The 26,171-nt window shown below is 70.5% G+C and carries 24 protein-coding genes and 2 tRNA genes; 10 read left to right on the forward strand and 16 right to left on the reverse strand.

The features are described from left to right. Positions 1-10 precede the first annotated feature (10 nt). From ACIRRU_RS13650 to pknB, 5 genes are all read left to right on the forward strand, one after another. Entirely contained in the window at positions 11-529 is a 519-nt protein-coding gene (locus ACIRRU_RS13650; protein ID WP_363204244.1) for an FHA domain-containing protein, read from the forward strand. 135 nt (positions 530-664) lie between these two features. Continuing rightward, the gene (locus tag ACIRRU_RS13655; RefSeq protein WP_403679645.1) at positions 665-2,167 is read left to right on the forward strand and encodes a Stp1/IreP family PP2C-type Ser/Thr phosphatase; all 1,503 of its coding nucleotides are present in this window, start codon (positions 665-667) and stop codon (positions 2,165-2,167) included. 22 nt (positions 2,168-2,189) lie between these two features. Next, a complete protein-coding gene (locus ACIRRU_RS13660; RefSeq protein ID WP_363204243.1) occupies positions 2,190-3,590 on the forward strand; it encodes an FtsW/RodA/SpoVE family cell cycle protein in 1,401 nt (466 codons plus the stop codon). Continuing rightward, on the forward strand, positions 3,587-5,044 hold the full coding sequence (locus ACIRRU_RS13665; protein WP_403679535.1) for a peptidoglycan D,D-transpeptidase FtsI family protein: 1,458 nt from the start codon (positions 3,587-3,589) through the stop codon (positions 5,042-5,044). Before ACIRRU_RS13660 ends, ACIRRU_RS13665 begins: the two co-directional genes overlap by 4 nt. A gap of 172 nt (positions 5,045-5,216) precedes the next feature. Beyond that, positions 5,217-7,199: a Stk1 family PASTA domain-containing Ser/Thr kinase gene (pknB, locus tag ACIRRU_RS13670; protein ID WP_403679538.1), complete on the forward strand. Its 1,983-nt coding sequence runs from the start codon at positions 5,217-5,219 to the stop codon at positions 7,197-7,199. An 86-nt stretch (positions 7,200-7,285) separates the two neighbouring features. Here pknB and ACIRRU_RS13675 read toward each other — a convergent pair whose 3' ends face one another. From ACIRRU_RS13675 to ACIRRU_RS13700, 6 genes are all read right to left on the reverse strand, one after another. Further along, positions 7,286-8,023, reverse strand: coding sequence for a class E sortase (locus ACIRRU_RS13675; RefSeq protein ID WP_403679539.1), 738 nt, complete (start codon positions 8,021-8,023; stop codon positions 7,286-7,288). A 26-nt stretch (positions 8,024-8,049) separates the two neighbouring features. Continuing rightward, positions 8,050-9,285 (reverse strand): class E sortase, encoded by a 1,236-nt coding sequence (locus ACIRRU_RS13680; protein WP_403679541.1) that lies wholly within the window; start codon positions 9,283-9,285, stop codon positions 8,050-8,052. Positions 9,286-9,704: 419 nt separating this feature from the next. Then, positions 9,705-10,343, reverse strand: coding sequence for an aminodeoxychorismate/anthranilate synthase component II (locus ACIRRU_RS13685; protein ID WP_363204238.1), 639 nt, complete (start codon positions 10,341-10,343; stop codon positions 9,705-9,707). Further along, positions 10,340-10,525 (reverse strand): hypothetical protein, encoded by a 186-nt coding sequence (locus tag ACIRRU_RS13690; protein WP_363204237.1) that lies wholly within the window; start codon positions 10,523-10,525, stop codon positions 10,340-10,342. The genes ACIRRU_RS13685 and ACIRRU_RS13690 overlap by 4 nt, the downstream gene beginning before the upstream one ends. Positions 10,526-10,614: 89 nt before the next feature. After that, entirely contained in the window at positions 10,615-11,364 is a 750-nt protein-coding gene (locus tag ACIRRU_RS13695) for a class E sortase (RefSeq protein ID WP_403679545.1), read from the reverse strand. Between the two features lie 30 nt (positions 11,365-11,394). Further along, on the reverse strand, positions 11,395-12,162 hold the full coding sequence (locus ACIRRU_RS13700; RefSeq protein ID WP_403679547.1) for a DUF881 domain-containing protein: 768 nt from the start codon (positions 12,160-12,162) through the stop codon (positions 11,395-11,397). A gap of 152 nt (positions 12,163-12,314) precedes the next feature. Between ACIRRU_RS13700 and crgA the strand changes: the two genes are divergently transcribed. Next, positions 12,315-12,569 carry a cell division protein CrgA gene (gene crgA, locus ACIRRU_RS13705; RefSeq protein WP_032776522.1) on the forward strand — a complete coding sequence of 85 codons (255 nt, stop codon included), beginning with the start codon at positions 12,315-12,317 and terminating at the stop codon, positions 12,567-12,569. A 352-nt stretch (positions 12,570-12,921) separates the two neighbouring features. Here the strand turns inward: crgA and ACIRRU_RS13710 are convergent, their stop codons facing one another. Then, complete coding sequence (locus ACIRRU_RS13710; protein ID WP_403679550.1) at positions 12,922-13,827, reverse strand: rhomboid family intramembrane serine protease; 906 nt, start codon at positions 13,825-13,827, stop codon at positions 12,922-12,924. Positions 13,828-14,112: 285 nt separating this feature from the next. Further along, complete coding sequence (locus ACIRRU_RS13715; RefSeq protein WP_403679553.1) at positions 14,113-14,640, reverse strand: peptidylprolyl isomerase; 528 nt, start codon at positions 14,638-14,640, stop codon at positions 14,113-14,115. A 278-nt stretch (positions 14,641-14,918) separates the two neighbouring features. Here ACIRRU_RS13715 and ACIRRU_RS13720 point away from each other — a divergent pair, with 278 nt between their 5' ends. Then, positions 14,919-15,635, forward strand: a complete 717-nt coding sequence (locus ACIRRU_RS13720; protein WP_403679555.1) for a DUF5324 family protein — start codon at positions 14,919-14,921, stop codon at positions 15,633-15,635. A 222-nt stretch (positions 15,636-15,857) separates the two neighbouring features. Here the strand turns inward: ACIRRU_RS13720 and ACIRRU_RS13725 are convergent, their stop codons facing one another. The 3 genes from ACIRRU_RS13725 to ACIRRU_RS13735 form a co-directional block, all read right to left on the reverse strand. Beyond that, positions 15,858-16,442: a TerD family protein gene (locus ACIRRU_RS13725; protein ID WP_403679557.1), complete on the reverse strand. Its 585-nt coding sequence runs from the start codon at positions 16,440-16,442 to the stop codon at positions 15,858-15,860. 84 nt (positions 16,443-16,526) lie between these two features. Then, entirely contained in the window at positions 16,527-17,033 is a 507-nt protein-coding gene (locus ACIRRU_RS13730) for an FBP domain-containing protein (RefSeq protein ID WP_403679559.1), read from the reverse strand. 303 nt (positions 17,034-17,336) lie between these two features. Further along, positions 17,337-17,409: transfer RNA gene (locus ACIRRU_RS13735), tRNA-Ala, on the reverse strand. A gap of 135 nt (positions 17,410-17,544) precedes the next feature. On the opposite strand from ACIRRU_RS13735, the gene ACIRRU_RS13740 reads away from it, so the two are divergent. Both ACIRRU_RS13740 and ACIRRU_RS13745 read left to right on the forward strand, forming a co-directional pair. Beyond that, positions 17,545-18,093: a helix-turn-helix domain-containing protein gene (locus ACIRRU_RS13740; RefSeq protein WP_403679562.1), complete on the forward strand. Its 549-nt coding sequence runs from the start codon at positions 17,545-17,547 to the stop codon at positions 18,091-18,093. Between the two features lie 178 nt (positions 18,094-18,271). Further along, positions 18,272-19,795 carry a protein kinase gene (locus tag ACIRRU_RS13745; protein WP_403679564.1) on the forward strand — a complete coding sequence of 508 codons (1,524 nt, stop codon included), beginning with the start codon at positions 18,272-18,274 and terminating at the stop codon, positions 19,793-19,795. A 21-nt stretch (positions 19,796-19,816) separates the two neighbouring features. Here ACIRRU_RS13745 and ACIRRU_RS13750 read toward each other — a convergent pair whose 3' ends face one another. Continuing rightward, on the reverse strand, positions 19,817-21,145 hold the full coding sequence (locus ACIRRU_RS13750; protein ID WP_403679646.1) for a hypothetical protein: 1,329 nt from the start codon (positions 21,143-21,145) through the stop codon (positions 19,817-19,819). Positions 21,146-21,535: 390 nt separating this feature from the next. Further along, positions 21,536-21,670 carry a DLW-39 family protein gene (locus ACIRRU_RS13755; RefSeq protein WP_219818897.1) on the reverse strand — a complete coding sequence of 45 codons (135 nt, stop codon included), beginning with the start codon at positions 21,668-21,670 and terminating at the stop codon, positions 21,536-21,538. A 291-nt stretch (positions 21,671-21,961) separates the two neighbouring features. On the opposite strand from ACIRRU_RS13755, the gene ACIRRU_RS13760 reads away from it, so the two are divergent. Next, a complete protein-coding gene (locus tag ACIRRU_RS13760) occupies positions 21,962-22,330 on the forward strand; it encodes a DUF6344 domain-containing protein (RefSeq protein WP_403679567.1) in 369 nt (122 codons plus the stop codon). Between the two features lie 342 nt (positions 22,331-22,672). Here ACIRRU_RS13760 and ACIRRU_RS13765 read toward each other — a convergent pair. From ACIRRU_RS13765 to gyrA, 3 genes are all read right to left on the reverse strand, one after another. Further along, a tRNA-Ile gene (locus ACIRRU_RS13765) sits at positions 22,673-22,746 on the reverse strand. 79 nt (positions 22,747-22,825) lie between these two features. Further along, positions 22,826-23,425 carry a DUF3566 domain-containing protein gene (locus ACIRRU_RS13770; protein WP_403679568.1) on the reverse strand — a complete coding sequence of 200 codons (600 nt, stop codon included), beginning with the start codon at positions 23,423-23,425 and terminating at the stop codon, positions 22,826-22,828. Between the two features lie 93 nt (positions 23,426-23,518). Beyond that, complete coding sequence (gene gyrA / locus ACIRRU_RS13775; protein ID WP_403679571.1) at positions 23,519-26,155, reverse strand: DNA gyrase subunit A; 2,637 nt, start codon at positions 26,153-26,155, stop codon at positions 23,519-23,521. Positions 26,156-26,171: the final 16 nt, after the last annotated feature.

The following is a 26,171-nucleotide window of genomic DNA, read 5'->3' on the forward strand; positions in this document are numbered from 1 at the left end:
AGCGGGGGCAATGTCAGAGCTGACCCTGACGGTCATGCGGCTAGGTTTCCTGGCTGTTCTGTGGCTGTTCGTCATCGTGGCCGTCCAGGTCATCCGCAGCGATCTGTTCGGAACGCGCGTCACGCAGCGCGGCTCACGCCGTACTGCCGCCGAGACGCGTCCGCAGCAGGGCCGCCAACAACAACAAGCGGCGCCGCCCCAGCAGCGCCAGCAGCCCGGTCGGCAGCGCCGCGGGGCACCCACGAAGCTGGTCGTGTCCGAAGGCACGCTCACGGGCACGACGGTCGCGCTCCAGGGCCAGACCATCACCCTGGGCCGGGCCCACGATTCGACGATCGTGCTGGACGACGACTACGCCTCCAGCAGGCATGCCAGGATCTACCCGGACCGGGACGGCCAGTGGATCGTCGAGGATCTCGGGTCCACCAACGGCACGTATCTGGACCGGACCCGGCTCACCACCCCGACACCGATTCCGCTGGGCGCGCCGATCCGTATCGGCAAGACCGTCATCGAGCTGCGGAAGTAGTACGACAATGAGCGAGCGGAGCGAGCGAGCCGCGGCGGCCTGGACGACGGACGCTGCCCGGTTCCCGACCGGAGGGTGGGCAGGGTGGCGCGAGACAGGCTGTACCCCGAGGCGGAGTCGACGGGGCAGGTGCGCATGAGTCTGTCGCTGCGCTTCGCCGCCGGTTCGCACAAGGGCATGATCCGCGAGGGCAACGAGGACTCCGGCTATGCCGGGCCCCGCCTCCTCGCCATCGCCGACGGCATGGGCGGCCAGGCGGCCGGGGAGGTCGCCAGCTCCGAGGTGATCTCCACCCTCGTCCAGCTCGACGACGACGTCCCCGGCTCCGACCTGCTGACTTCGCTGGGCACCGCGGTCCAGCAGGCCAACGACCAGCTCCGCGTCATGGTCGAGGAGGACCCCCAGCTGGAGGGCATGGGCACCACGCTCACCGCCCTGCTGTGGACCGGTCAGCGGCTCGGCCTGGTCCACGTCGGCGACTCCCGCGCCTACCTGCTGCGCGACGGCGTGCTGACGCAGATCACCCAGGACCACACCTGGGTGCAGCGTCTCGTCGACGAGGGCCGGATCACCGAGGAAGAGGCCACCACCCACCCCCAGCGCTCCCTGCTGATGCGGGCTCTGGGCAGCGGCGACCACGTCGAACCGGACCTCTCCATCCGCGAAGTCCGCGCCGGCGACCGCTACTTGATCTGCTCCGACGGCCTCTCCGGCGTCGTCTCCCACCAGACGATGGAAGAGACCCTGGCCAGCTACCAGGGCCCGCAGGAGACCATCCAGGAGCTAATCCAGCTCGCCCTGCGCGGCGGCGGCCCCGACAACATCACCTGCATCGTGGCCGACGTCCTGGACGTCGACAGCAACGACACCCTGGCCGGGCAGCTCAACGACACCCCGGTCGTCGTCGGCGCGGTCGCCGAGAACCAGGCCCAGCTGGGCGACGGCGGGGCCATGCAGACGCCCGCCGGACGCGCCGCCGGACTCGGCCGCCCCGCCGCCCCGCCCGCCGGTGGCTTCGGCCCGCCCGGCAGCGGCGACAGCGGCGGCTACGGGGGGATGCCGGACGACTCCTACGAGGCGTATACGGACGACGACTACGTCGTACGGGGCGGCGGGCGTAAATGGCTCAAGCGCTCCGTCTACATCGTGCTCGCCCTGGCGGTGATCGGCGGCGGTCTGTACGGCGGCTACCGCTGGACGCAGACCCAGTACTACGTCGGCGCGCAGAACAAGAACGTCGCCCTGTTCCGGGGCATCAGCCAGGACCTCGCCTGGGTCTCCCTCTCGAAGGTCGAGAAGGACCACCCCGAGATCGAGCTCAAGTACCTGCCGCCGTACCAGCGCAAGCAGGTCGAGGCGACCATCGCCGAGGGCAGTCTCAGCGACGCCCGCGAGAAGGTCACCGAGCTCGCCGCCCAGGCGTCCGCCTGCAAGAAGGACGCGCAGCGCCGCGCGGCCGAGGCCGAGAACAGGGCCCGTACGGGCGAGGGCGAGGCCGGCGGCACCGCCGGAGCCCCCGCCGCCAGGACTTCCGCCACGTCCCCCGCCAAGGGGACCGCGACGACCGCAGCTCCCACTCCCGGCCCCAGCCTCTCGGAGGAAGAGCAGAAGCTGGTCCCGCAGTGCGGTAAGCAGTAAGCCGTAGGGGGCCTTCAGCACCATGAGCGTTGTCACCAACACGACCACCATCGGCGCGATCGACGCACCGAGCCGCCGCAACACCGAGCTGGCGCTCGTCGTCTTCGCCGTCGCCATCTCGGTGTTCGCCTACGCCAACGTGGGCCTCGCCCTCAACGGGGAGCTGCCCTCGGGCATGCTCGGCTACGGGGCGGGGCTCGCGCTGCTCGGCGGCGTGGCCCACCTCGTGGTCCGCAGGTTCGCCAAGTACGCCGACCCGTTGCTGCTGCCGCTGGCCGTGCTGCTGAACGGACTGGGACTGGCGCTGATCTGGCGCCTGGACCAGTCCGAGCGGTTCCAGGCCCTGGAGACGTTCGCGCCCGCCGCCTCCAAGCAGCTGCTGTTCTCCGCCATCGGGGTGGCTCTGCTGGTCGTCGTGCTGGCCGTGCTGAAGGATCACCGCATCCTCCAGCGCTACACGTACATCTCCATGGTCGTGGCGCTGTTCCTGCTGATCCTGCCGATGTTCTTCCCGGCGGTGAACGGCGCCAAGATCTGGATCAAGATCCCCGGCGTCGGAACGATCCAGCCCGGTGAGTTCGCCAAGATCATCATCACCGTGTTCTTCGCGGGCTACCTGATGGTCAAGCGGGACGCGCTCGCCCTGGCCAGCCGCCGGTTCATGGGGCTCTACCTGCCCCGGGGCCGCGACCTGGGTCCGATCCTGATGGTCTGGGCGTTCTCCATCCTGATCCTGGTCTTCGAGACCGACCTCGGCTCCTCGCTGCTCTTCTTCGGCATGTTCGTCGTGATGCTGTACGTCGCCACCGAGCGCACCAGCTGGATCGTCTTCGGTCTGCTGATGTCCGCGATCGGGGCGGTCGGCGTCGCCTCGTTCGAACCGCACGTCCAGCAGCGCGTCACCGCCTGGCTCGACCCCTTCGCCGGGTGGGGCAAGGAGGCGGCGAGCGAGCAGATGGCCAAGTCCCTGATGGCCTTCGGCTCCGGCGGCACCCTCGGTACGGGCCTGGGACAGGGACACTCCGACCTGATCGGCTTCGCCGCCAACTCCGACTTCATCCTCGCCACCGTCGGCGAGGAACTGGGGCTCGCCGGAATGATGGCCGTGCTCCTCATCTACGGCCTGATCGTCGAACGCGGCGTACGCACCGCGCTGGCGGCCCGCGACCCGTTCGGCAAGCTCCTCGCCATCGGCCTCTCCGGTTCGTTCGCCATCCAGGTGTTCGTCGTCGCCGGCGGCGTGATGGGGCTCATCCCGCTCACCGGTATGACCATGCCCTTCGTCGCGGCGGGCGGATCCTCCGTCCTGGCCAACTGGGCGCTGATCGCCATCCTGATCAGAATCAGTGACACCGCCCGCCGCCCGGCGCCCGCCCCCGCCCCGTCGACCGACGCCGAGATGACCCAGGTGGTCCGACCGTGAACAAGCCCCTGCGTCGGATCGCGCTCTTCTGCGGCATCCTCGTGCTCGCCCTGCTCATCCGGGACAACTGGCTCCAGTACGTCCGTGCCGACGAGCTGAACAGCCACAAGTACAACCGCCGCGTCCAGATCGAGCGCTACGCCCACGAGCGGGGCGACATCATCGTGGACGGCAAGGCGATCACCGGATCCGTGGAGACGAAGGACAGCGACTTCACGTACAAGCGGGTCTGGAAGGACGGCCCCCTGTGGGCCCCCGTGACCGGCTACTCCTCGCAGGCCTTCGACTCCTCGCAGCTGGAGAGCCTGGAGGACGACATCCTCACCGGCAACAGCGACCAGCTGTTCTTCGACCGGACGCTGTCGATGTTCACCGGCGACAAGAAGACCGGCGGCAACATCGTCACCACCCTCAACGGCGACGCCCAGAAGGCCGCCTTCGACGGCCTCGGTGACAAGAAGGGCGCTGTCGTCGCCCTGGACCCCAAGACCGGCGCGGTGCTCGCTCTCGCCAGCACCCCGTCCTACGACCCCTCGGTCTTCGCCGGGAACTCCATGAAGGACTCCGACAACCGGCAGAAGCTCCTCCAGGACAAGGACAAGCCGATGCTCAACCGGGCATTGCGCGAGACCTACCCCCCGGGCTCCACCTTCAAGGTCGTCACCGCGGCCGCGGCGCTGGAGAACGGCCTCTACGACGACATCGACGCCAAGACGGACTCCCCGCTGCCCTGGACGCTGCCGCAGACCCGGGTGGAGCTGAAGAACGAGGGCAGCATCCCCTGCAAGGACGCCTCGCTGCGGGACGCCCTGCGGTACTCCTGCAACACCGTCTTCGGCAAGGTCAGCGACGACGTCGGCAACGAGAAGATGATCGAGCAGACGGACAAGTTCGGCTTCAACAAGGAAGTCTTCACCCCCGTCCGCGCCGACGCGAGCATCTACCCCGAGGACAACAAGCCGCAGAACGCGATGGCGGGCATCGGCCAGGCCTCCAACCGCACCACCCCGCTCCAGATGGCCATGGTGGCCTCGGCCATCGCCAACGACGGCAAGCTGATGCGGCCGTACATGGTCTCCGAGCGCCAGGCGCCCAACCTGGACCCGGTCTACACCCACGAGCCCGAGGAGCTGGGCCGTGCCGTCTCCGGGGAGAACGCGCAGAAGCTCCAGCAGATGATGGAGAGCGTCGTCAAGGACGGCACGGGAACCAACGCGCAGATCCCGGACGTCACAGTGGGCGGCAAGACCGGTACCGCCCAGCACGGTCTGAACAACAGCGAGAAGCCGTACGCCTGGTTCATCTCGTACGCGAAGACCGACAACGGCTCACCGGTCGCCGTCGCCGTCGTGGTCGAGGACGGCAACGCCAACCGGGACGACATCTCCGGTGGCGGACTGGCCGCCCCCATCGCGAAGAACGTGATGAAGGCGGTCATCGACAGCAAGAAGTGAGGCCCGTCACGGCGGCCGTCCGTCCACACCGGCGCATCGCATACCGGTCGGATATCGGCTGCCGGGTGCGGGCTGATCACGTCACCGGTGCCCGGTAGCGTATGCGCGAACAGCGCACCGCCGCGGACCTCACACGGGTGCGGTCGGACTGACGGAGAGGGCTGGAACAGTTATGGAAGAGCCGCGTCGCCTCGGCGGCCGGTACGAGCTGGGCTCGGTGCTCGGCCGTGGTGGCATGGCCGAGGTCTACCTCGCCCACGACACCCGGCTCGGCCGCACCGTAGCGGTGAAGACGCTCCGGGCCGATCTGGCCCGCGACCCGTCCTTCCAGGCCCGGTTCCGCCGAGAGGCCCAGTCGGCCGCCTCGCTCAACCACCCCGCGATCGTCGCCGTGTACGACACCGGCGAGGACTACGTCGACGGGGTCTCCATCCCGTACATCGTGATGGAGTACGTCGACGGCTCGACGCTGCGGGAGCTGCTGCACTCCGGCCGCAGGCTGCTCCCCGAGCGCACGCTGGAGATGACCGTCGGCATCCTCCAGGCCCTGGAGTACTCGCACCGGGCCCAGATCGTCCACCGCGACATCAAACCGGCGAACGTCATGCTGACGCGCACCGGCCAGGTCAAGGTCATGGACTTCGGCATCGCCCGCGCCATGGGCGACTCCGGGATGACGATGACGCAGACCGCGGCCGTCATCGGCACCGCCCAGTACCTCTCCCCGGAGCAGGCCAAGGGCGAGCAGGTCGACGCCCGCTCCGACCTGTACTCCACCGGCTGCCTGCTGTACGAGCTGCTCGCGGTGCGGCCCCCGTTCGTCGGGGACTCGCCCGTGGCGGTGGCCTACCAGCACGTACGGGAGGAGCCGCAGCCGCCGAGCACCTTCGACCCCGAGATCACGCCCGAGATGGACGCGATCGTCCTGAAGGCGCTGACCAAGGACCCGGACTACCGCTACCAGTCCGCCGACGAGATGCGGGCCGACATCGAGGCCTGCCTCGACGGCCAGCCGGTCGCGGCCGCGGCGGCGATGGGCGCCGCGGGGTACGGCGGCTACGACGGCTACAGCGCCGAACAGCCCACCACCGCGCTGCGCTCCGCCGACCCGAACAGCGGGCAGACCTCGATGCTGCCACCGGTCAATCCGGACGACGGCGGCTACGGCTACGACGACCGCGCCGGGCGTCGGCGTCAGCAGCAGAAGAAGAGCAACACCTCCACGATCCTGCTGGTCGTCGCCGCCGTCCTGGTGCTGATCGGGGCCGTCCTGATCGGCCGGGTCATCTTCTCCTCCAGCGGCGACGACGGCCGGATCAAGGCGCCGAACCTGGTCGGGTCGACGGTCAAGGAGGCGGAACAACTGGCGGACAACGCCGGTGTGAAGGTGACCGTCGGCTCCGAGGAGGCCTGCGAGCAGCAGGAGAAGGGCCAGATCTGCTCGCAGGACCCCCAGAACGGCGCGGAGATGGACAAGGACGGCACCGTCACCGTCGTCGTGTCCACCGGGGCCCCCAAGATCGAGGTCCCCAACGTCCTGGAGAAGTCCGAGGACGGCGCCCGCGAGGTCCTGGAGGGCAAGGGCTTCACGGTCAACGTCGAGACCCGGGAGTCGGAGAAGGCCGAGAACACGGTGATCAAGCAGGACCCCAAGGGCGGCGAGTCCGCCGAGGACGGGGCCGAGATCACCATCACGATCGCCAAGCAGGCGCTGCTGGACCTGCCGGACATGCAGGGCCGCAGCTTCGACGCGGCGCAGCAACAGCTCCAGGGCATCGGCTTCAGCAACATCTCCCGGACCGACGTGGACTCGGAGAAGCCGCAGGGCACGGTCGTCGAGCAGACCCCGTCGCCCGGGAAGCAGGCCAAGGACGCGCAGATCGTCCTCAAGGTCTCCAAGGGCCCGAAGCAGGAGGAGCCGCAGAAGGTCCAGATCCCCGGGGACATCGGCGGCAAGTCCTACCAGGACGCGAAGGGGCAGCTCGAAGGGCTCGGCTTCGTCGTCCAGCTCGCCCCGGGCTCGGTCGACAAGCCGGACGCCCGGGTGATCACCAGCCAGCCGGCCCCCACCAGCGAGGCGGACAAGGGCAGCACCGTCACCCTGGTCACCATCGAGGGCGGCGGGGGAGGCCTCTTCGGAGGTCCGGGCGGCTGACCGCCCGCCCCGGCACAGATCACAGGGCCCCGGTCACCGCGAAGGTGACCGGGGCCCTGTGCCGTGCTCCGTGACCGGGGGGGGGACTAGCGCAGCTCCACCGGCTGCGTGCGGTCCTTGTCGACCTTCTCCGTACGCTCCAGCTCGCCCCAGACGATGTACCGGTAGCGCGAGGTGTAGACGGGGGTGCAGGTCGTGAGCGTGATGTAGCGGCCCGGCTCCTTGACGCCCGACTCCTCGGGCACCGGCTGGATCACGTCGACGTTGAACTTCGAGGTCTCGGGCAGCGACTTGTAGACCTTGTAGACGTACCAGGTGTCCTTGGTCTCGAAGACGACCGCGTCACCGTTCTTCAGCCTGTCGATGTTGTGGAACTTGGCGCCGTGCCCGTCCCGGTGCGCGGCCAGCGTGAAGTTGCCCTCGTCGTCCCAGGGGAACGCCGACTTCACCGGGTCCGTGTAATAGCCGGCGATGCCGTTGTTCAGGTTCTTCGGGTCGGTGCCCTTCTTGACCAGCACCTCGCCGTTGTCCATCGCGGGGACGTGCAGGAAGCCGATGCCGTCCTTGGTGTCCAGGGCGCCCGGACCGCTCGGCCCGTCCGCCCAGCGGCTGCGGACCGTGTCCCCCTGCCGGTCCGCCTCCCGGTCGGCGAGCACGTTGGTCCACCACAGGGAGTACGCGACGAACAGCGCGAGCACCAGGCCCGCGGTGATCAGCAGCTCGCCGAAGACGCTGACGGCGGTGGCGATCGGGTGCCGGGAGCGCTCGGGCGCCGGTGACTCGGGCGCATCGGTCCGCTCGTCGTGCTCGGTCCTCGCTGCCACCGCACCGCCCCTGTCGTGATGATGGTTCAGCCCACGAGAGCGTCGGGCTTTCCCTCGCTGCGCGGCCGTTCGTCGACCATCTTGCCCCAGACGATCAGCCGGTAGGTACTCGTGAACTCCGGGGTGCAGGTGGTCAGCGTGATGTACCGGCCCGGCCCGGTGAACGTCGAGCCCACCGGCACCGGGTCGATCACCGAGACGTTGGACGGCGAGGTCTGCGGCAGGATGCTGGACATCTCGTACGTGTAGTACGCGTCCCGTGTCTCGACCACGATCGGGTCGCCGGGGTTCAGCTTGTTCACGTAACGGAACGGCTCCCCGTGGGTGTTGCGGTGCCCGGCCACCGCGAAGTTGCCCTGCTTGTCCTCGGGCATGGCCGTCTTCAGACTGCCCTCGCCGTAGTGGCCCACCATCCCCCGGTCGAGGACCTTCTCCTTGTCGATGCCCTCGGCCACCGGGACGACGACGTCCAGCTTCGGGATGTGCATGATCGCGAACCCCTCACCGGGGGCGAACACCCCGGGTTTACGGTCGCCGTTGGCCCACTCGTCCTGGATCTTGCTGGTCTCGCGGCCCGCGATCTGCTCGGCCCGGACGTTGGTCCACCACAGCTGGTAGGTCACGAAGAGCAGCATCAGCACGCCGAGGGAGATGAACAGTTCACCGACCACCCGGCTGGCGACCACCGCCGGGCTGTCCTTCGCCGCCCGCGCCGCGCGCCGCGCCTCCACCCGGGACAGGGGCGCGGTGGGCGCGGCCGCCGTCGCCGCAGCGGCCGGTCCCGTGGCCGCCGGGCGACGACGGCCGCGCCCCTTGGCCGCCCTCCGCCTCTCGGCCCGTCCTCCGGGGGCGGGGGACGGCTCGGCGGAGACACGGTCGATGACCTCGGTACGCGGTTCGGGGGCGGCTCCGGGGGCGGGGGCGGATCCAGGACCCGATGGGCGAGCCCCCTCCGCGGGCGTCACCGGCATCCCGGTCGCCGCGGGGTCCGCGTACGCGTACTCCCCGGACGGCGCTATTCGCCGGGAGTCCGCCGCGGGATCCGTCAGGAGATCTGCCACGGGGTCCGCTGTCCGCGGCAGATGCCGTGACCGACCCTGCGTCTCCTCGGGCGCAGAGGGCCGCTGAGGGCCGTACCAGTCGCGTTGGTAGCCCTCGGGGTCATACCACTCGTCCGGCGCTCCCTGGGGCTGCTGGAGGCCGTGAAACGCCTGCTGCGGGGGCTCGGTGGCCGAGGTCCGCGCCCTCGGGGCCTCGAGCACCCGATTCTCATGCGCCCGGGTCTCGTACGCCCGGGTCTCATACGTACGGCTCTCGTAGGTCCGGTTCCCATACGCCGGAGGCGTGGGTGCTGGGGCCGTCGGCGCCGGGGCCGTCGGTGCTCCGGTCGGGTGCGCTCCGGTTCCGTGCGCCGGGGGCTCCTGCGCTCGGGTCCCCTGCGCCGGGGTGCCGTGCGCCGAGGTCCCGCGCTCCGGTCCGTCGGAAGCGGAGGCTCCCTGTCCGGACCGGCTGCCCGGGATGGTGTCCGCCCGGAACCACGGTGAGCCGTGCCGGCCGGGCAGCGGATCGGTCAGGGGGTCCGCGAGGCCGCCCACCGCCGCCACGAGGGCCGCGTCCGGCTCGTAGGTCCCCGGTGTGTCCGGCCCGCCCTCCTCTCCGGCGTCCTCGGGGCGGCCCGGGGTCACGCGGCGGCCTTGCCCACCACCGGCGCGAGCCCCGCCGAGCGGGCGACGGCCCCCTGGTCGCCGCACCGCACCAGCCAGTTGGCGAGCATCAGATGGCCGTGCTCGGTGAGCACCGACTCGGGGTGGAACTGGACGCCCTCCACGGCCCGGTCACGGTGGCGCAGCCCCATGATGATGCCGTCGGCCGTGCGGGCCGTGACCTCCAGCTCCGGTGGCAGCGCGGCCGGTTCGGCGGCGAGCGAGTGGTAGCGGGTCGCGGTGAAGGGGGAGGGCAGCCCGGCGAAGACGCCCTGGCCCTCGTGGGTGACCGGGGAGGTCTTGCCGTGCAGCAGCTCGGGGGCCCGGCCGACGACACCGCCGTAGGCGACGGCCATCGACTGCATGCCCAGGCAGACGCCGAAGACCGGAACACCGGTGTCCGCGCAGTGGCGGACCATCTCGACGCAGACCCCGGCCTGCTCGGGGGTGCCGGGGCCCGGCGAGAGCAGGACCCCGTCGAAGCCGTCCTGGGCGTGGGCGGTGGTCACCTCGTCGTTGCGCAGCACCTCGCACTCGGCGCCGAGCTGGTAGAGGTACTGGACGAGGTTGAAGACGAAGCTGTCGTAGTTGTCCACGACGAGGATGCGCGCGCTCACTGGCCGGCCCCCGCTCCGCCGCCCTCGCCGTCGACGGTCACGTCACCGAACGGGAGCAGGGGCTCCGCCCACGGGAAGACGTACTGGAACAGTGCGTAGACGACCGCCAGGATCAGCACGAGCGAGATGACGCTCCGCACCCATGCGTTGCCCGGCAGATGCCGCCAGATCCAGCCGTACATGCTGATTCCTCCGTTCGGTACTCGCACCAGATTAGAGGGCCGCGGCACGAGCGTGGGTCAGCTGTGGAAAACCACGGGGCGGGCCCGGGTCACCCGGCGGGTTCCGGGGGCTTCCCCTCGCTCACCGGCCGGGTCGCGTCCAGGTGGGCCCAGGCGATCAGCCGGTGGCTGCTGCCCCACTCCGGCTCGCAGGTGGTGAGCGTCAGATAGCGGCCCGGCTCCTCGAAGCCGGAGCCGCGCGGCACGGGGTCGACGACCGCGGTGTCGCCGGGCACGGTCCGGTACGGCTCCTTGACGACACGGTAGGTGAACCAGGTGGCGCCGTCGTTGACGATCACCGCGTCCCCGGGGCGCAGTTCGGGGAAGTCCTTGAAGGGGTCGCCGTACGTCCGCCGGTGCCCGGCCACCGCGAAGTTGCCCGTCTCACCGGGGCGGGCGGTACCGCTGTAGTGGCCGAGCCCCTTCCGCAAGGTGCTGACCTCGGTGTTCTCCAGCACCGGCCACTCCCAGCCGGAGCCGAAGCGGGGGATGCGCATCGTCGCGAAGGGCTTTCCGGCGCGGTAGGGGGCCGGGGCCGCCGACGACGGGGGCTCGGCGGAGCCGGAGGGCGAAGAGGAGGGGGAGGCTCCGCCGGAGGCCGGGGGCGGCGCGGGTGGCGGGGCGGGCGTCACCGGCTCCCGGGCCCCCCACTGGCCGTGCAGGGTGTCGATCTCGCCCTCGGCGGCGTCGGCGGCCTTCACCCCCGTCCAGAACAGGACGTAGGCGACGAAGAGCACGATCAACGTGCCCACGGTGACGCACAGTTCGCTGAAGGTCCTGACGACGAAGCGCACCGACACCGGACGGCCTCCCCGGGGCTCAGCTCGGGCTCACTCCACAGGCTGTGCGTGATGGAGATCCACTGTGCCCGAGTACCCGGGAAGAGTCACCGCCTCGTCCTCGTCGACTTTCCAGCCGAGCCCGTAGGCCTTCACGTACAGCTGGTAGTTCTGGATCGCGGTGGAGTCGTCGAGGGCCCGCCTGAGCTTGCCCGGGTCGCCGATCGCGGTGACCTTGTACGGCGGGGAGTAGACGCGGCCCTGGAGGATCAGGGTGTTGCCCACGCAGCGGACCGCGCTGGTGGAGATGAGCCGCTGGTCCATGACCTGGATACCGCGGGCCCCGCCCTGCCAGAGCGCGTTCACCACGGCCTGGAGGTCCTGCTGGTGGATGACCAGGTCGTTGGGCTGCGGTTCGGGGTAGCCCGGGTTGGCGGTGGCGTCGGGAGGCGCGTCGTTGAGGGTGACGCTGACGGAGTCGCCGGTGATCTCGGTGGTGCCCGCGGCCTTCTCCAGGGCCTCCAGCCGGGCGTCCTCGGCCTTGGTGGAGCCGTCGTCGCGCTGCGCCAGGGCGTCGATGTCCGAGCGCACGACGGCCGTCGACCGGTTCAGCTCGGCGTTCTTCTCGCTGCGCTCCCTGATCAGGTCGGAGAGCTTGAGCAGGGAGGAGTCGCTGCGCAGGTTGGTGCCCTTGGCGGTGTTGGCGCTGGTGACGAAGATGAGTCCGGCCAGGGCGAAGACGACAGCGGTGAGCCCCCGGACCGCCCACGCGGAGGTGTGCCGGGCCGGGCCTTCGGGGGAGTCGGCGGAATTGCTCAACGTACCCTTATCTCATCAGGCGCCAGGGAAGCACTACGCTAACGGACGCTCGGGGGAGGCAGCATTCCCCCTGGCATCGCCTGGTAACCCGTCCCCGGCGCCCGCCACAGATCCCTGCGCGGTCACGCAGCGCATCGACAGGAGAGTCCCTCGTGCCGAAGTCACGTATCCGCAAGAAGGCCGACTTCACGCCGCCTCCGGCGAAGCAGGCAACGGCCATCAAGCTGACCAACCGCAGCTGGGTGGCTCCGGTGATGCTGGCCCTGTTCCTCATCGGGCTGGCCTGGATCGTGGTGTTCTACGTGACCGAAGGCGATCTGCCGATCGACGCCCTGGGCAACTGGAACATCGTGGTCGGCTTCGGCTTCATCGCCGGTGGCTTCGCCGTGTCGACGCAGTGGAAGTAGCGGACGCAGGGCAAGCAGCGGACCTTCTCCGCTCCGTCGGCCATCGGTCCGCTTCGTCGGCCGTCGGATCCCTACTCGGTGCCCTTCCGCTCGCGCAAGCCTTGCCCTGAGTTACCCACAGAGTTATCCACAGTCGGGGGAAAAGGTCTGACGATCTGTGGATAACTTCCCCTGAAGTTGACGCCGGTATGACCGCAGCCTCCCTCATCGAGGGGGGCTGCACCCCGTATATCAGGCGGGAAAACCCAGGTCAGCGACGAGGGGAACGACTGTTCCTCTGGTCATGCACAAGATTTCGTGCAGACTGTGGACAACTTCGGTCACCCTGGGGGTGAAGAGCTTCACTCTCCGCTCAGGTGAGCGTGATCGTCCGGGCGACGACGACCCCGAGGCTGACCAGCAGGACCAGCGCACAGGTGCCGGCCTGCACAGCCGTACGGTGCTGCCGCGGGGCGTGCACCATGCCGAGAGCGATGGCCACGCCCGCCACCAGACCGCCGACGTGCGCCTCCCAGGCGATGCCGCCCCAGGTGAAGGTGAAGACCAGGTTCAGCGCCAGCAGCACCAGCACCGGGCGCATGTCGTAGTTCATCCGCCGCATCAGGACCGCGGTCGCGCCGAACAGGCCGTAGACGGCGCCGGAGGCGCCGAGCGAAGCCTGGTTCGGCGCGGCGATGAGATAGGTCAGGGCGCTGCCCGCGAGGCCGGACAGCAGATAGAGCGCGAGGTAGCGGGACCGGCCGAGCGCCGCCTCCAGCTGTCCGCCGAGCCACCACAGCCCCAGCATGTTGAACCCGATGTGCCACACCTCCTGGTGCAGGAACATCGAGGTCACCAGGCGATACCACTGGCCCTCGGCGACACCCTCGACGGTCCCCGGCGGCGGGGTGGGGTCCCAGGCGCGCCCGAGCAGCGTCAGGTCGTTGAGCAGCGTGGGACCGGCGGCGGCGACCAGGACGAAGACCGCGACGTTGATACCGATCAGGATCTTGGTGACCAGCCGCGGATCGGCGGCCACGGTCCCGCCCGCCAGGGTGCGCGGGCGGCTCGCCGCCGGGGAGTGACCGGTGCCGGAACCCTCGCGTACGCAGTTGGGGCACTGGAAGCCGACCGAGGCACTGACCATGCACTCGGTGCAGATCGGCCGCTCGCAGCGCGTGCAGCTGATCCCCGTCTCCCGGCCCGGATGCCGGTAGCAGGTCGGCGTCGGCGAGCCGCCCGCCGATGCCTCACGGTCTGCCGGGGGCTGCTGGTCCATCGGTGCTGGCCTGCCTCTCGGTCCTCGGGCGTCGGCGGCGCGGACCCGCCCGCCCCGCCGGCCCGCTATCAACAGTACGGCCGGGCGGGGCGGTTGGTTCCCGCCCGGCCGACCGCCTGACCGCCTGCCCCGCCACCCGCCCGTCCACCCTCCGGTCGGCCCGTCCGTCCGTCCGCTCAGGCGAAGCGCGGCGGGCGGCCGGCCCGCGGGCCACGACGGGCGGTCGGAAAGGCGAGGGGGACGGGGGCCGTGGCGGAGTCGGTCAGCGGGCGGTCGCGGAGGCGGTCAGCGGGTCTCGACGACCACGGACTCGATCACCACGTCCTCCAGGGGACGGTCGGTGCGCGGGTTGGTCGGGGCGGCCGCGATGGCATCGACGACCTGGCGGCCCGCGTCGTCGGCCACCTCGCCGAAGATCGTGTGCTTGCCGGTCAGCCAGGCCGTGGGCGACACGGTCAGGAAGAACTGGGAGCCGTTCGTCCCCGGGCCCGCGTTGGCCATGGCCAGCAGATACGGCTGGGTGAAGGCCAGGTCCGGGTGGAACTCGTCGGCGAACTTGTAGCCGGGGCCTCCGGTGCCGTTCCCCAGCGGGTCGCCGCCCTGGATCATGAACCCGTTGATGACCCGGTGGAAGACCGTGCCGTCGTACAGCCGGTCCGTGGTCGACCGACCGGTCTCCGGGTTGACCCACTCGCGCTGGCCGGTGGCCAGTTCGACGAAGTTCCTGACGGTCTTGGGGGCGTGGTTCGGCAGAAGCCGGATCTCGATGTCGCCCCGGTTGGTCTTCAAGGTGGCGTAAAGCTGCTCGGCCACGGTCTGCCTTCCGTAATCCTTCGCTGACGTCCGCCGATCCTCCCACGTAACGGGAAATGTACGGCCGGATGCCTGGCGAAACGGCGCGTTCGCGAGCGAACCGTGGCATTGTCGTCGGCAGACTCCGATACACCGTTATGAGCACGAAAACCGTTATGCCCCAAAAGGCGATCATGACCCGGATGCCCGTCCCGCATGCTGGTCATGGTCTTGGCAGGCATGATTTCGAACTGGGCGGACAGGCGGTCTACCAACCCGCCACCAAGGAGGAGGATCCCGTGACCCGCATCGACAGCGTGCGCGCCGCAACCGACTCGGCGAAGGACAGCGCGCAGCACGCCGCGGAAGTGGTGGCGCCCTACGCCGACGCGGCCAAGGCGCAGGCAGCCCACTACGCGCACGAGGCCCGCGTTCGCCTCGCGCCGAAGGTGAACAAGGCCGCCAAGCAGGCCCGTGTGCAGTACGCGTCCCATCTCGCCCCGCGCCTCGAACAGGCCCGGACCCATGTGCCGCCCAAGGTCGACGAGGCCGCACACCGTGCGGCCGTCTCGACCCGGAAGGCCGCGCGCACCGCCGCCGACTACACCGCGCCGCGCGTCGAGCACGCGCGGGCCGTCGCCCAGCCCGTGGCCGAGCAGGCCTCCGCCCGCAGTGCCGCCGCCCTGGCCGCGCTGCGTACGCAGGTCACGGCCAAGGACATCCAGAAGCTCGCCCGTAAGCAGCAGCGCCGGGCCAAGGCAGGCCGGGCGACCAGGGGCTTCCTGATCCTGGGCGTCGTCGCGGGCGGCGCCTACGCCGCCTGGCGCTGGTGGGACAAGCAGGCCAATCCGGACTGGCTGGTCGAGCCGCCCGTGGCCACCGAGGTCGGCGACGACCGGCCGCTCGGCACGGTCGACGGCAGCGAGCGCGCGGACCTCGACCCCGAGGTCCAGGCGAAGCAGGCCGAGGCCGAGTCGCGCAACGGGGACACCCCGGGCCTGGACGACCGCCCCTGACACCCGGGCGGCCCCACCGGCCGTACTGAGCCGGTCCGGGAGTCCCTGACAGCGCTCAGGGTCCCGGCACAAGAACGCGATGCGGCTGCGGAACCGTAGAAGACGGTTCCGCAGCCGCATCCGTGTGTCACCCCCGGCCGCCACCGGGACCACGGGATCTCCCCGCACCTCACGGGCTTTCCGGGCCTCCGACGTAGGGGGGTAATTCCCGCACGTCCCGGGCTATCCGCTCACGGCGAAGCGCATCAGGGACTGCTCGTCACCCTGCTTGATCTTCCCGGTCTCGTTGATCACCTGGAGCTTCCACCCCGCGCCGTCCCGGATGGCCTTGGCCACGGCGCAGCCGTTGTCGTCGGTGAGCATGCTCGGCCAGATGTCGGCGACCTGCTGCGTGCTGCCGCCCGTGGCGTCGTAGACCTTGAAGCTGATGTTGCGCGCGTTCTTGAAGGCGCTGCGCTTCTTGTACGCGGCGGCGACGAAGACGATCGACGTGATGTTCGTGGGCACCCGGGCCAGTTCGACGGTGACCGTCTCGTCGTCACCGTCCCCGTGCCCGGTCTGGTTGTCCCCGCTGTGCACCAGCGAGCCGTTGCCCAGCGGGTCGAGCGAGTCCAGACCGGCCAGCCGTACCGGGTCGGGACCCTGCAACGCGATGGCGATCAGATCGAGGTCCGTCCCGGCCTTCTGCCGGAGCTTCCCCATGAGGCCGCCGCTGCTCCCGACGGTCGGGTCCCAGGAGACCCCGATGGACAGGTGAGTCACCCCGCCCAGGTCCGCCGGGCCGTCTTCCTTCGTCAACGTGATCATGCCTGAGTCCTTCGGTGGCTCGACTGTTTACGTACGAAGTGTGCCTGGTGACCCCGCCGGGCGGACTCCCGGAGACGGGTTTTCTCAGGCGGCACTGGTCACCTTGTCCGCGAAGCCGTTCAGGTTGTCCATCGCTCGCGCGATGCGCTCGTCGACGGTGAGGGATTCCTCGAACTGGCGGAAACGCAGCTTCGGCTGCCGTTTCCCCCGCATGTACAAGGAGCAGGCGAGGTCCGCGCACAGATAGATGCCCACGGTATTGCCCTGCCGCCCGGACGGGCCGGCCAGCGGGGCGACGAAGAGGTTCACCCCGGACGACGAATGCGCCGTGAGGCATACCTGACACATGCTGGACTTCACCGCGCTCTTGCGGGCAGCGCTCGAAACACGCAGCGTGATGCCGCGCGGACCGTCGGGCCCCGGCAGGACGATGTGCGACCGCAGCAGCGCCCCCGGGTCGACCCAGCCGAGGAAGTCCAGATCGTCCCAGTCCAGTTCTCCGAAGTCGAGAGGGAGCCGCAACCGGGAGGCCTCACCTTTGGTGCAGTTCACAAAGGAATTCCGGATGGCTTTCTCACTCAACGATTCCATGGTGAATGAATATATCGAAGGCGTCCGAGCCGGACAGCTGATTATTCCGGGCGCCGACAGCCTTCCCCCTCAACCGAGGGACGTGTCCGTGTCCGGCGCGGCCGGGGCCTCGCCGGGGAGGGAGAGAGCGGGAGACCGGAGCGGGCGGGATCGCGGTCTGCGGCCCGGCGCGGGAGGACGCCCCCGAGCGCCCGCGCACCCACGTCTCCGCACCGCCGCCCACAGGTCCGCGGAGTGAGCCGCCCACCGACGCCGAAGTGCCCCCCGCCCTGCGTTTCCGCAGTTCAGAGGGCACTTGTGGGGTGGAGCCTAGGAGATTCGAACTCCTGACATCTGCCTTGCAAAGGCAGCGCTCTACCAACTGAGCTAAGGCCCCGGGTACCGACGGGAACCAGAGTACCGGGTACCCCCCGGGTTCTTCCAAAAAGATAGGGCTCCCGGTGAACGAACACTCTCCGTAGGATGCACGACGAGGTTCGCGGCAGCGAAGCCGCAGCGAAGGGGAGACGCCATGGACGCAGCGCAGCAAGAGGCGACGGCAAGAGCCAGAGAGCTTCAACGCAGCTGGTACGGAGAGCCGTTGGGCGCGCTCTTCCGTCGGCTCATCGACGATCTCGGCCTGAACCAGGCCCGGCTGGCCGCGGTTCTCGGGCTGTCGGCTCCGATGCTCTCCCAGCTGATGAGCGGCCAGCGGGCCAAGATCGGCAACCCCGCCGTCGTCCAACGCGTCCAGGCGCTCCAGGAGTTGGCGGGTCAGGTGGCCGACGGCAGCGTCAGCGCGGGCGAGGCGACCGACCGCATGGAGGAGATCAAGAAGTCGCAGGGCGGGTCGGTCCTCACCTCCACCGGCCAGACCGCCACCACCGGCGGCGCTCCCACCGTGCGCCGGGTGGTCCGCGAGATCCAGTCCCTGCTGCGGTCCGTCGCGGCGGCCGGCGACATCATCGATGCCGCGGACGCCCTCGCCCCGACCCACCCGGAGCTGGCAGAGTTCCTCAAGGTGTACGGGGCGGGACGCACCGCGGACGCCGTCGCGCACTACGAGGGGCACCAGAGCTGACGGCTCCGGGCACGGCGAGCCGGCCGGCGGACGGCACGGCGACGGAGCGACGACGTACGACCACGGAGCCGGGGCACGCGTACCGTGCGGCGCCCCGGTACCGGGCAGAGCCCGGGGGCCGGGAACGGCCGGGGCAGAGGCCGCGGCGACAACAGGGACGGGGAGCGGGCGCAGCGCAATGGGTGAGGTCTTCGCCGGTAGGTACGAGCTGATCGATCCGATCGGACGGGGTGGGGTCGGCGCCGTCTGGCGGGCCTGGGACCACCGGCGCCGCAGGTACGTGGCGGCCAAGGTGCTCCAGCAGAGCGACGCGCACACGCTGCTGCGCTTCGTCCGCGAGCAGGCGCTGCGCATCGAGCACCCCCATGTGCTGGCCCCGGCCAGCTGGGCCGCCGACGACGACAAGGTCCTGTTCACCATGGACCTGGTCGGCGGCGGTTCGCTCGCCCATGTCATCGGCGACTACGGCCCGTTGCCGCCGCGCTTCGTCTGCCTGCTGCTGGACCAGCTGCTGTCCGGGCTGTCCACGGTGCACGCGGAGGGGGTCGTCCACCGGGACATCAAGCCCGCCAACATCCTGATGGAGGCGACCGGAACGGGCCGCCCGCATCTGCGCCTCTCCGACTTCGGCATCTCGATGCGCAAGGGGGAGCCCCGGCTGACCGAGACCAACTACGTTGTGGGCACGCCGGGTTACTTCGCTCCCGAGCAGATGATGGGCGCCGAGCCCGACTTCCCGGCGGACCTCTTCGCGGTCGGCCTGGTCGCGCTCTACCTCCTCCAGGGGCAGAAGCCGGACTCCCAGGCGCTGGTCGAGCACTTCGCCGCGCACGGCACCCCGGGAGCCCCCGACGGCGTTCCCGAACCGCTCTGGCAGGTGCTCGCCGGGCTGCTCCAGCCCGACCCGCACGCCCGGTTCCGGACCGCCACGGGCGCGCGCAAGGCGCTGACCGCCGCGGTCGAGATGCTGCCCGACGCGGGTCCGGACGACGAGCCCGTGGAGGTGTTCGACCAGATCGGCCCCCTGCCGGCGGGCTTCGGCCCCGACGGCCCGGCCTCCCGGCCCCCGGCCGGACCGGCTGCGGCCGCACCAGCGGCCGCGGCCGCACCGGCCTCGGCGCCCGCGTCGGGGCTCGCCGCCGACTCCGTGACCGGCCCTGCGGCACCCGTGCCGCCGCAGGACGCGGCACAGCAGACCGGCCCGCAGCAGCTCTCCGACCCCCGGCAGCAGCAGCCCGCCGCGCCTCCCGTCTCCCTGTCGGAGACGGGCAGCTTCCACCTGGCCCCGCCGACCCAGGCCCCGGCCGTGCCCCCGCACCCGGCGCCCGGCCCCGACCCGGCGCACGAGCACCCCCCGTACGGCCCCGGCGCGCGGGACCTCTCCCGGGCGCCGACCTCCGGTGTCCCGCGCGACCCCGTGGTCACCCGGCCCTACACGGCCCAGGAACCGCACCAGCGGCCCGAGCCGCACCCGTACGCCGCACAGCCCCAGGCGGCCGCCCCGCCGGCGAGCGCCCACCCGGGCCAGCCGCCGCAGCCGCATCCGGATCCGCACGTGCCGGGCCCCCCGGTCCACCACGCCGCACCGCACACCCCGGGGCGGGGAACGCGTCCGGGACCGCCCCCGAAGGTGGCGGTCCCGGTGCTGGTGGTGGCGCTGATCTGCTTCGCGGTCGGCGTCTGGGCCCTGACCCAGGTCTGAGGCCCGTCGGGGCGGCCGCCGCTACCAGCCCTGCGGCGGCGCCCGGTGTCCGGCCGCCGCCGGGGCTCCGGCGGCCCCGCGGCGGCGGGCCAGCAGGGTCCAGGCACCGAGGCCGAGCACCAGCACGGTGCCCGTCCCGATGCCCGCCACCGCGATCACCTGCATCGTGCCGCTCTTGGCGGCCTGCTGCTGGTTCTGGCCCTTGCGGGCGGTGTCCTTGTCCTGCTCGGTCACGCCGAAGACCCCGGCGTCCCCCTCCTCGTACGGGGACTTCTCGGCGTCGTTCTTCACCTCGACGGCCAGCTCCAGCCGGATCGGCTCGCTGCCGTAGGTCTTCTCCAGCTTCGGGCTGAGGCTCACCGACAGGTAGTACCAGCCCGCGAAGCGCATGGCGCCGCCCTGCGTCGAGGAGGCGAACCTGTTGGAGTGGTCCACCGGCGGCAGCGGCCTCAGCGACGCGGACGCCGGCCTGCCGGAGTACGAGAGGGAGGCTTCGGTGACATGGCCCTGGGCCGGGTTGTCGAGCGACAGGGTGAGCGCGTTGCCCACGAACTCCGTTGTTCCGTCGGTGCTGTTGGCGAGCCGGGCGGTGGCGTAGACCTGCTGGCCCCAGTCCACCGGCACCCGGTAGAAGCGGGTCTGCCCCGGGGCGACGGAGTCCTTCCACCGGCCGGTCTCCAGCCCCGTGGCCTCGGAGTAGCCCGCGCCGCCGGAGCGTTCCCGCGGCTGCCCGGCGGGAGGGGCGGGGGTGGCCGACGGGAAGCTGGACGGGGCCTCGGTCGGCAGGGCCGCCCCGCTCCGCGGCCGCGGCTCCAGGAGGAAGCGCAGCTCCAGGTCCCAGGCCGCCGGGCTGGAGCCCTCCTCGCTCTCCCGCTCGACGAGGACGTCGTACGCCCCGCCCTTCTGGCAGGTCGTGCTGTCCTCCTTGGGCGTCCGGTAGGCGTACGCGGTGACGGGCCGCGCGTACTCTCCGGAACCGAAATTCGCCTTCTCCGAGCTGCACTGGGAGTCGTCGAGGTCCCGCAGGCTGATGGTGAGGCCGTCGCCGTAGGCGGCCGGGCCGCTGTCGCCGGGCACCGCGACCGCCGAGACGTAGGCGGCGGAGACGTCGTCCAGGGTGACCCGGTAGTAGAGCTTCTCGCCCGGCTTGATCGTGCTGCGGTAGGGGACGCCCTCGTCCAGCGTGGAGGCCTCGACGTTGGTCCGCGCCCCCTGCACCTTCTTCGCGTCGGGGTCGAAGGCGTACTCCCCCGGACCGGCCGCGTGCGCCTGGCCCGGCAGCACCGCCACCGCGCACATCGCCGCGAGTGCCGCGGCGGTCAACCGCCCCCTGTTGCGCTGGCTGTTCACGCGCTCCCCCTCGTCGTCCTCGCCCACCCGTACCCCTCGACCGCCCGGTCCCCGCTCCATGGCCGGGGACCGGCAGGAGCTCTCCCGACGTGACAGCCGCGACGGCCGGGAGGTCCGGCCCGGCGGCGGCCGTGATGCCGGTCCATCCTGCCCCGCACACACCGCAGTTGTCTCCGGCCGTAGCCGGATTGCCCCTCTTGCCCGCGTTCTCCGCCCCGGCGGCCAACCCGTTTGCTTGAGCAAGCTAACGATTCGCCTGAGCGAACTCAAGGGCGGGGTGTCACGGTCCCGCACCAGCGCCCGGGAGGATCACCGGGGTGCGGCCCCGGCCCCGGACAGCACGAAGCCCCGGCCGCTCAGCGACCGGGGCCCGTAACAGACTGTGCCGTCTCACACACCCGGACCGGCGGGCACGGAGTCGGTCGCCTCCGTCCACAGATCCTGCTCGGCGCGATCCGCCTGGATCTGGCGGTACACGAGGAGCCCGCCGATGGCGGCCAGTGCGACCAGGAGAAGCTTCTTCACCGCGCGACCTCGTCTTTCCTTGGAATGGGGGCCTTCTGCCGCCGACTATACACACCGGCCGATACCGATCGGTGACCTCCCCGGAACCCAAAAGCAGCCCGGCCGCGGCCTCCCGGACACCCCCTCGGCACCCCTCCCCGACCACCCGCGAGGGGCTGTCCACTCCAGTTGCACCATACGAGTGGTGTTAATCCGAAGATCGGCGCAGCGCGGGCGTCGCTCCCCGGATTCGGCCCCCGGATCCACATCATCGGAGGAGTCAGCAACCGGACCGTCCGAAAGCGAGGGGCCATGAGCACCTTCCAGCCCAAGAACATCTGGACCGCCTTCATCACCGCCTTCTTCGCCCTCCTGGCGTCGCTGGGCCTCGCCACCGCCACGGCGCCCGTCGCGAACGCCGCCACGCAGCCGAGCGCCACGAGCCACGAACACACGAGCGCGACGGCGGCAACCCCGGCGGCTCCCCCGGTGCGATGGACCCTTCCGCGTGACCGGGCCCTGCCGCCCACGATGAAGCAGCGCATCCGGGCCGAGGCCCACGGCTCCTCCCCGGCCACCCGCCACCTGCCGCTCGACACCGCTGACGCCGCCCGCACGACCGGCCAGGACGGCTCCCACCCCACCGCCCCGGAAGGCGACTCCCCGGCGCCACCCCCCTGATCCCCGCACCTCCGCACTCCGGGGCCCCTGGTCCGGTTCACACCGGCCGGGGGCCTTCTCGTGTGCCCGGGGAGACGCGTGCTCGCGCGCACCGGCCGGGGGGCTTCTCGTGTGCCCGAGGAGACGCGTGCTCGCGCGCACCGGCCGGGTGCCTCTCGTTATGTCCGGGGAGACGCGTGCCCGTGCGTCCGAGGACTCTCCGCCACGCCCCCTCCGGTACGTCTCCTTCGGCGAGCGCACCAGGAAGTCACGGGCTAGTAGTGGGATACCAAGAGCAGTACATGCAGAAGGCCGGTAGATCCTGGAGATCTACCGGCCTTCTGATCTGGCGTTATGCCGCTGTGGGGCTAACAGGATTTGAACCTGTGGCCTCATCCTTATCAGGGATGCGCTCTAACCAACTGAGCTATAGCCCCGCCGCGCTTGTGCTGCTCCGCGCTGACTTCAGAAGATTAGCGCACGTCGGGGCCAGTCCCAAAATCGATACCTGACGGCTTACTCGTCCTCGGCCAGCGTCAGCTCGACGCCGCCCACGAAGCCCGCCGACAGGTTGTAGATGAAGGCGCCCAGCGTGGCCAGGGCGGTGGCGAGGACCACGTCGATCACGGCGATGACCGAGGTGAAGATGAGCACCCGGGGCAGCGACAGGAACGACTGGAGGTCGAAGCCGTTGCTCTCGTTCGAGCCGGTGGCCTCGCTGATCGTGCCGCCCACGGTGGAGAAGACGCCCATCGCGTCCATCACCATCCACAGCACCGCCGCCGCCACCACCGTGCAGATGCCCAGCGCGATCGACAGCAGGAAGCTGACCTTCATCACCGACCACGGGTCGGCCTTGGCCACCCGCAGCCGGGCCTTGCGGGTCCGCGGCGTGGTCCGGGCGCCCGTGCGCGGCTTGCGCGTCGCCTGCTGGCCGCCCAGGGTGCCGCCGCCCGGTCCGGGGCGCTGCCGGCCGCCGTCGGAGCCGTCGCCGGGCGCCTGGTACGCCTGCGGCGGGTGGTAGGGCCCCGACGGCCCCGCCGGCTCACGCTCGCCGGGCAGCGGCCCGGTCGCGTAACCCTCGTACTGGGGCTGAGGCCCTCGTGTGTCCGTCACCGTGCCCCCTTGGGAGTCCGTGGCAGGGCCACGGGCACCGTTCGATCCAGCTCCGGAAGCGGCCGAACCGGCGCCCGTGGCTCCACTCACGCTCTACTCCTCGTGCTCCCCGGTCGAAGGCGCCGTGCCCTCGACAGTGCCCTCTGCCACGCCCGCGGCGTGGGCCTCGGCCGTGTCCTCGGCGTCAGCGGTCCCGTCGACCTCTTCCGCCTCACGACCGGCCTCGGCATTGCGCGCGATGCCCACGACGGCGTCACGCTTGCCCAGATTGATCAGTTGGACGCCCATGGTGTCACGGCCCGTCTCCCTGACTTCATTGACTCGCGTACGAATCACACCACCGCCGAGTGTGATGGCGAGGATCTCGTCGCTCTCCTCGACCACCAGCGCACCGACGAGCGAACCGCGGTCCTCCACGATCTTGGCGGCCTTGATGCCGAGGCCGCCGCGGCCCTGGACGCGGTACTCGTCGACGGGGGTGCGCTTGGCGTACCCGCCGTCGGTAGCGGTGAAGACGAACGTACCGGGCCGGACGACATTCATCGAGAGGAGTTCGTCGCCCTCGCGGAAACTCATCCCCTTCACACCCGAAGTGGCGCGGCCCATCGGGCGCAGCGCGTCGTCCGTCGCGGTGAACCGGATCGACTGGGCCTTCTTGCTGATGAGCAGCAGGTCGTCGTCGGCCGACACCAGTTCGGCGCCGATCAGCTCGTCGTCGCGGCCGTCCGGGGTCTCCCGGAGGTTGATCGCGATGACGCCGCCGGAGCGGGGCGAGTCGTAGTCCTTGAGCGCGGTCTTCTTCACCAGACCGCCCTTCGTCGCCAGGATCAGGTACGGCACGGCCTCGTAGTCGCGGATCGCGAGGATCTGGGCGATCTTCTCGTCCGGCTGGAAGGCGAGCAGGTTGGCGACGTGCTGGCCGCGCGCGTCCCGCCCCGCGTCGGGCAGCTCGTAGGCCTTGGCCCGGTAGACCCGGCCCTTGTTGGTGAAGAACAGCAGCCAGTGGTGGGTGGTGGAGACGAAGAAGTGGTCGACGATGTCGTCTTCCCTGAGCTTCGTCCCGCGCACGCCCTTGCCGCCGCGCTTCTGCGAGCGGTAGTCGTCCGTCTTCGTGCGCTTCACGTAGCCGCTGCGGGAGATCGTGACGACGATGTCCTCCTCGGCGATCAGGTCCTCGATGGACATGTCGCCCTCGAAGGGCACCAGCTTGGAGCGCCGGTCGTCGCCGAACTTCTCGACGATCGCCGCCAGCTCCTCGCTGACGATCTGGCGCTGCTTGGCGGGCGAGGCCAGGATCTCGTTGTACTCGTTGATCTTCGCCTGGAGTTCGTCGTGCTCGGCGGTGATCTTCTGGCGCTCCAGTGCGGCCAGTCGGCGCAGCTGCATCTCCAGGATCGCGTTCGCCTGGAGCTCGTCGATCTCCAGCAGGCCCATCAGGCCCTCGCGCGCGATCTCCACCGTGTTGGAGCGGCGGATCAGCGCGATGACCTCGTCGATGGCGTCCAGCGCCTTGAGCAGGCCGCGCAGGATGTGCGCGCGCTCCTCGGCCTTGCGCAGCCGGAACCTGGTCCGCCGGACGATGACCTCGATCTGGTGCGTCACCCAGTGGCGGATGAACGCGTCGATGGACAGCGTGCGCGGCACCCCGTCGACCAGCGCCAGCATGTTGGCGCCGAAGTTCGTCTGGAGGTCGGTGTGCTTGTACAGGTTGTTCAGGACGACCTTGGCGACCGCGTCCCGCTTGAGCACGACGACCAGGCGCTGGCCCGTACGCGAGGAGGTCTCGTCGCGGACGTCCGCGATCCCGCCGACCTTGCCGTCCTTGACCAGGTCGGCGATCTTCTGCGCGAGGTTGTCGGGGTTGGTCTGGAACGGCAGCTCGGTGACGACCAGGCACTGGCGGCCCTGAATCTCCTCGACCGCGACGACCGCCCGCATCGTGATGGAGCCGCGCCCGGTGCGGTACGCCTCCTCGATGCCCTTGCGGCCAACGACCAGCGCGCCGGTGGGGAAGTCGGGGCCCTTGATGCGCTCGATCAGCGCGTCCTGGAGCTCCTCGTGCGAGGCCTCGGGGTGCTCCAGATACCACTGGGCACCGGCGGCGACCTCGCGCAGGTTGTGCGGCGGGATGTTGGTCGCCATGCCGACCGCGATCCCCGCGGAGCCGTTGACCAGCAGGTTCGGGAAGCGCGCCGGGAGGACCGTCGGCTCCTGGTTGCGGCCGTCGTAGTTGTCCTGGAAGTCGACGGTCTCCTCGTCGATGTCCCGGACCATCTCCATGGACAGCGGCATCATCTTGCACTCGGTGTACCGCATGGCGGCGGCCGGGTCGTTGCCCGGGGAACCGAAGTTGCCGTTGGAGTCCACCAGCGGCATCCGCAGCGACCAGGGCTGCGCGAGGCGCACCAGGGCGTCGTAGATGGAGGAGTCGCCGTGCGGGTGGTACGTACCCATGACGTCACCGACGACGCGGGCGCACTTGTAGAAGCCCTTCTCGGGGCGGTACCCGCCGTCGTACATCGCGTACAGCACCCGGCGGTGCACGGGCTTGAGGCCGTCCCGTACGTCGGGCAGCGCACGCGAGACGATCACGGACATCGCGTAGTCGAGGTAGGAGCGCTGCATCTCCGTCTCGAGCCCGACGGGCTCGACACGCATGCCGACGCCGGGGACGGTGTCTTCCTCGGGCGTCGCGGGTTCGGGCGTCACAGGGGTGTTCTCGTCGGCCATTGCTGGTCAAAGTCCT

Origin of the sequence: Streptomyces sp. NPDC101181, assembly GCF_044767975.1 — a bacterium.
Lineage (GTDB): Bacteria > Actinomycetota > Actinomycetes > Streptomycetales > Streptomycetaceae > Streptomyces.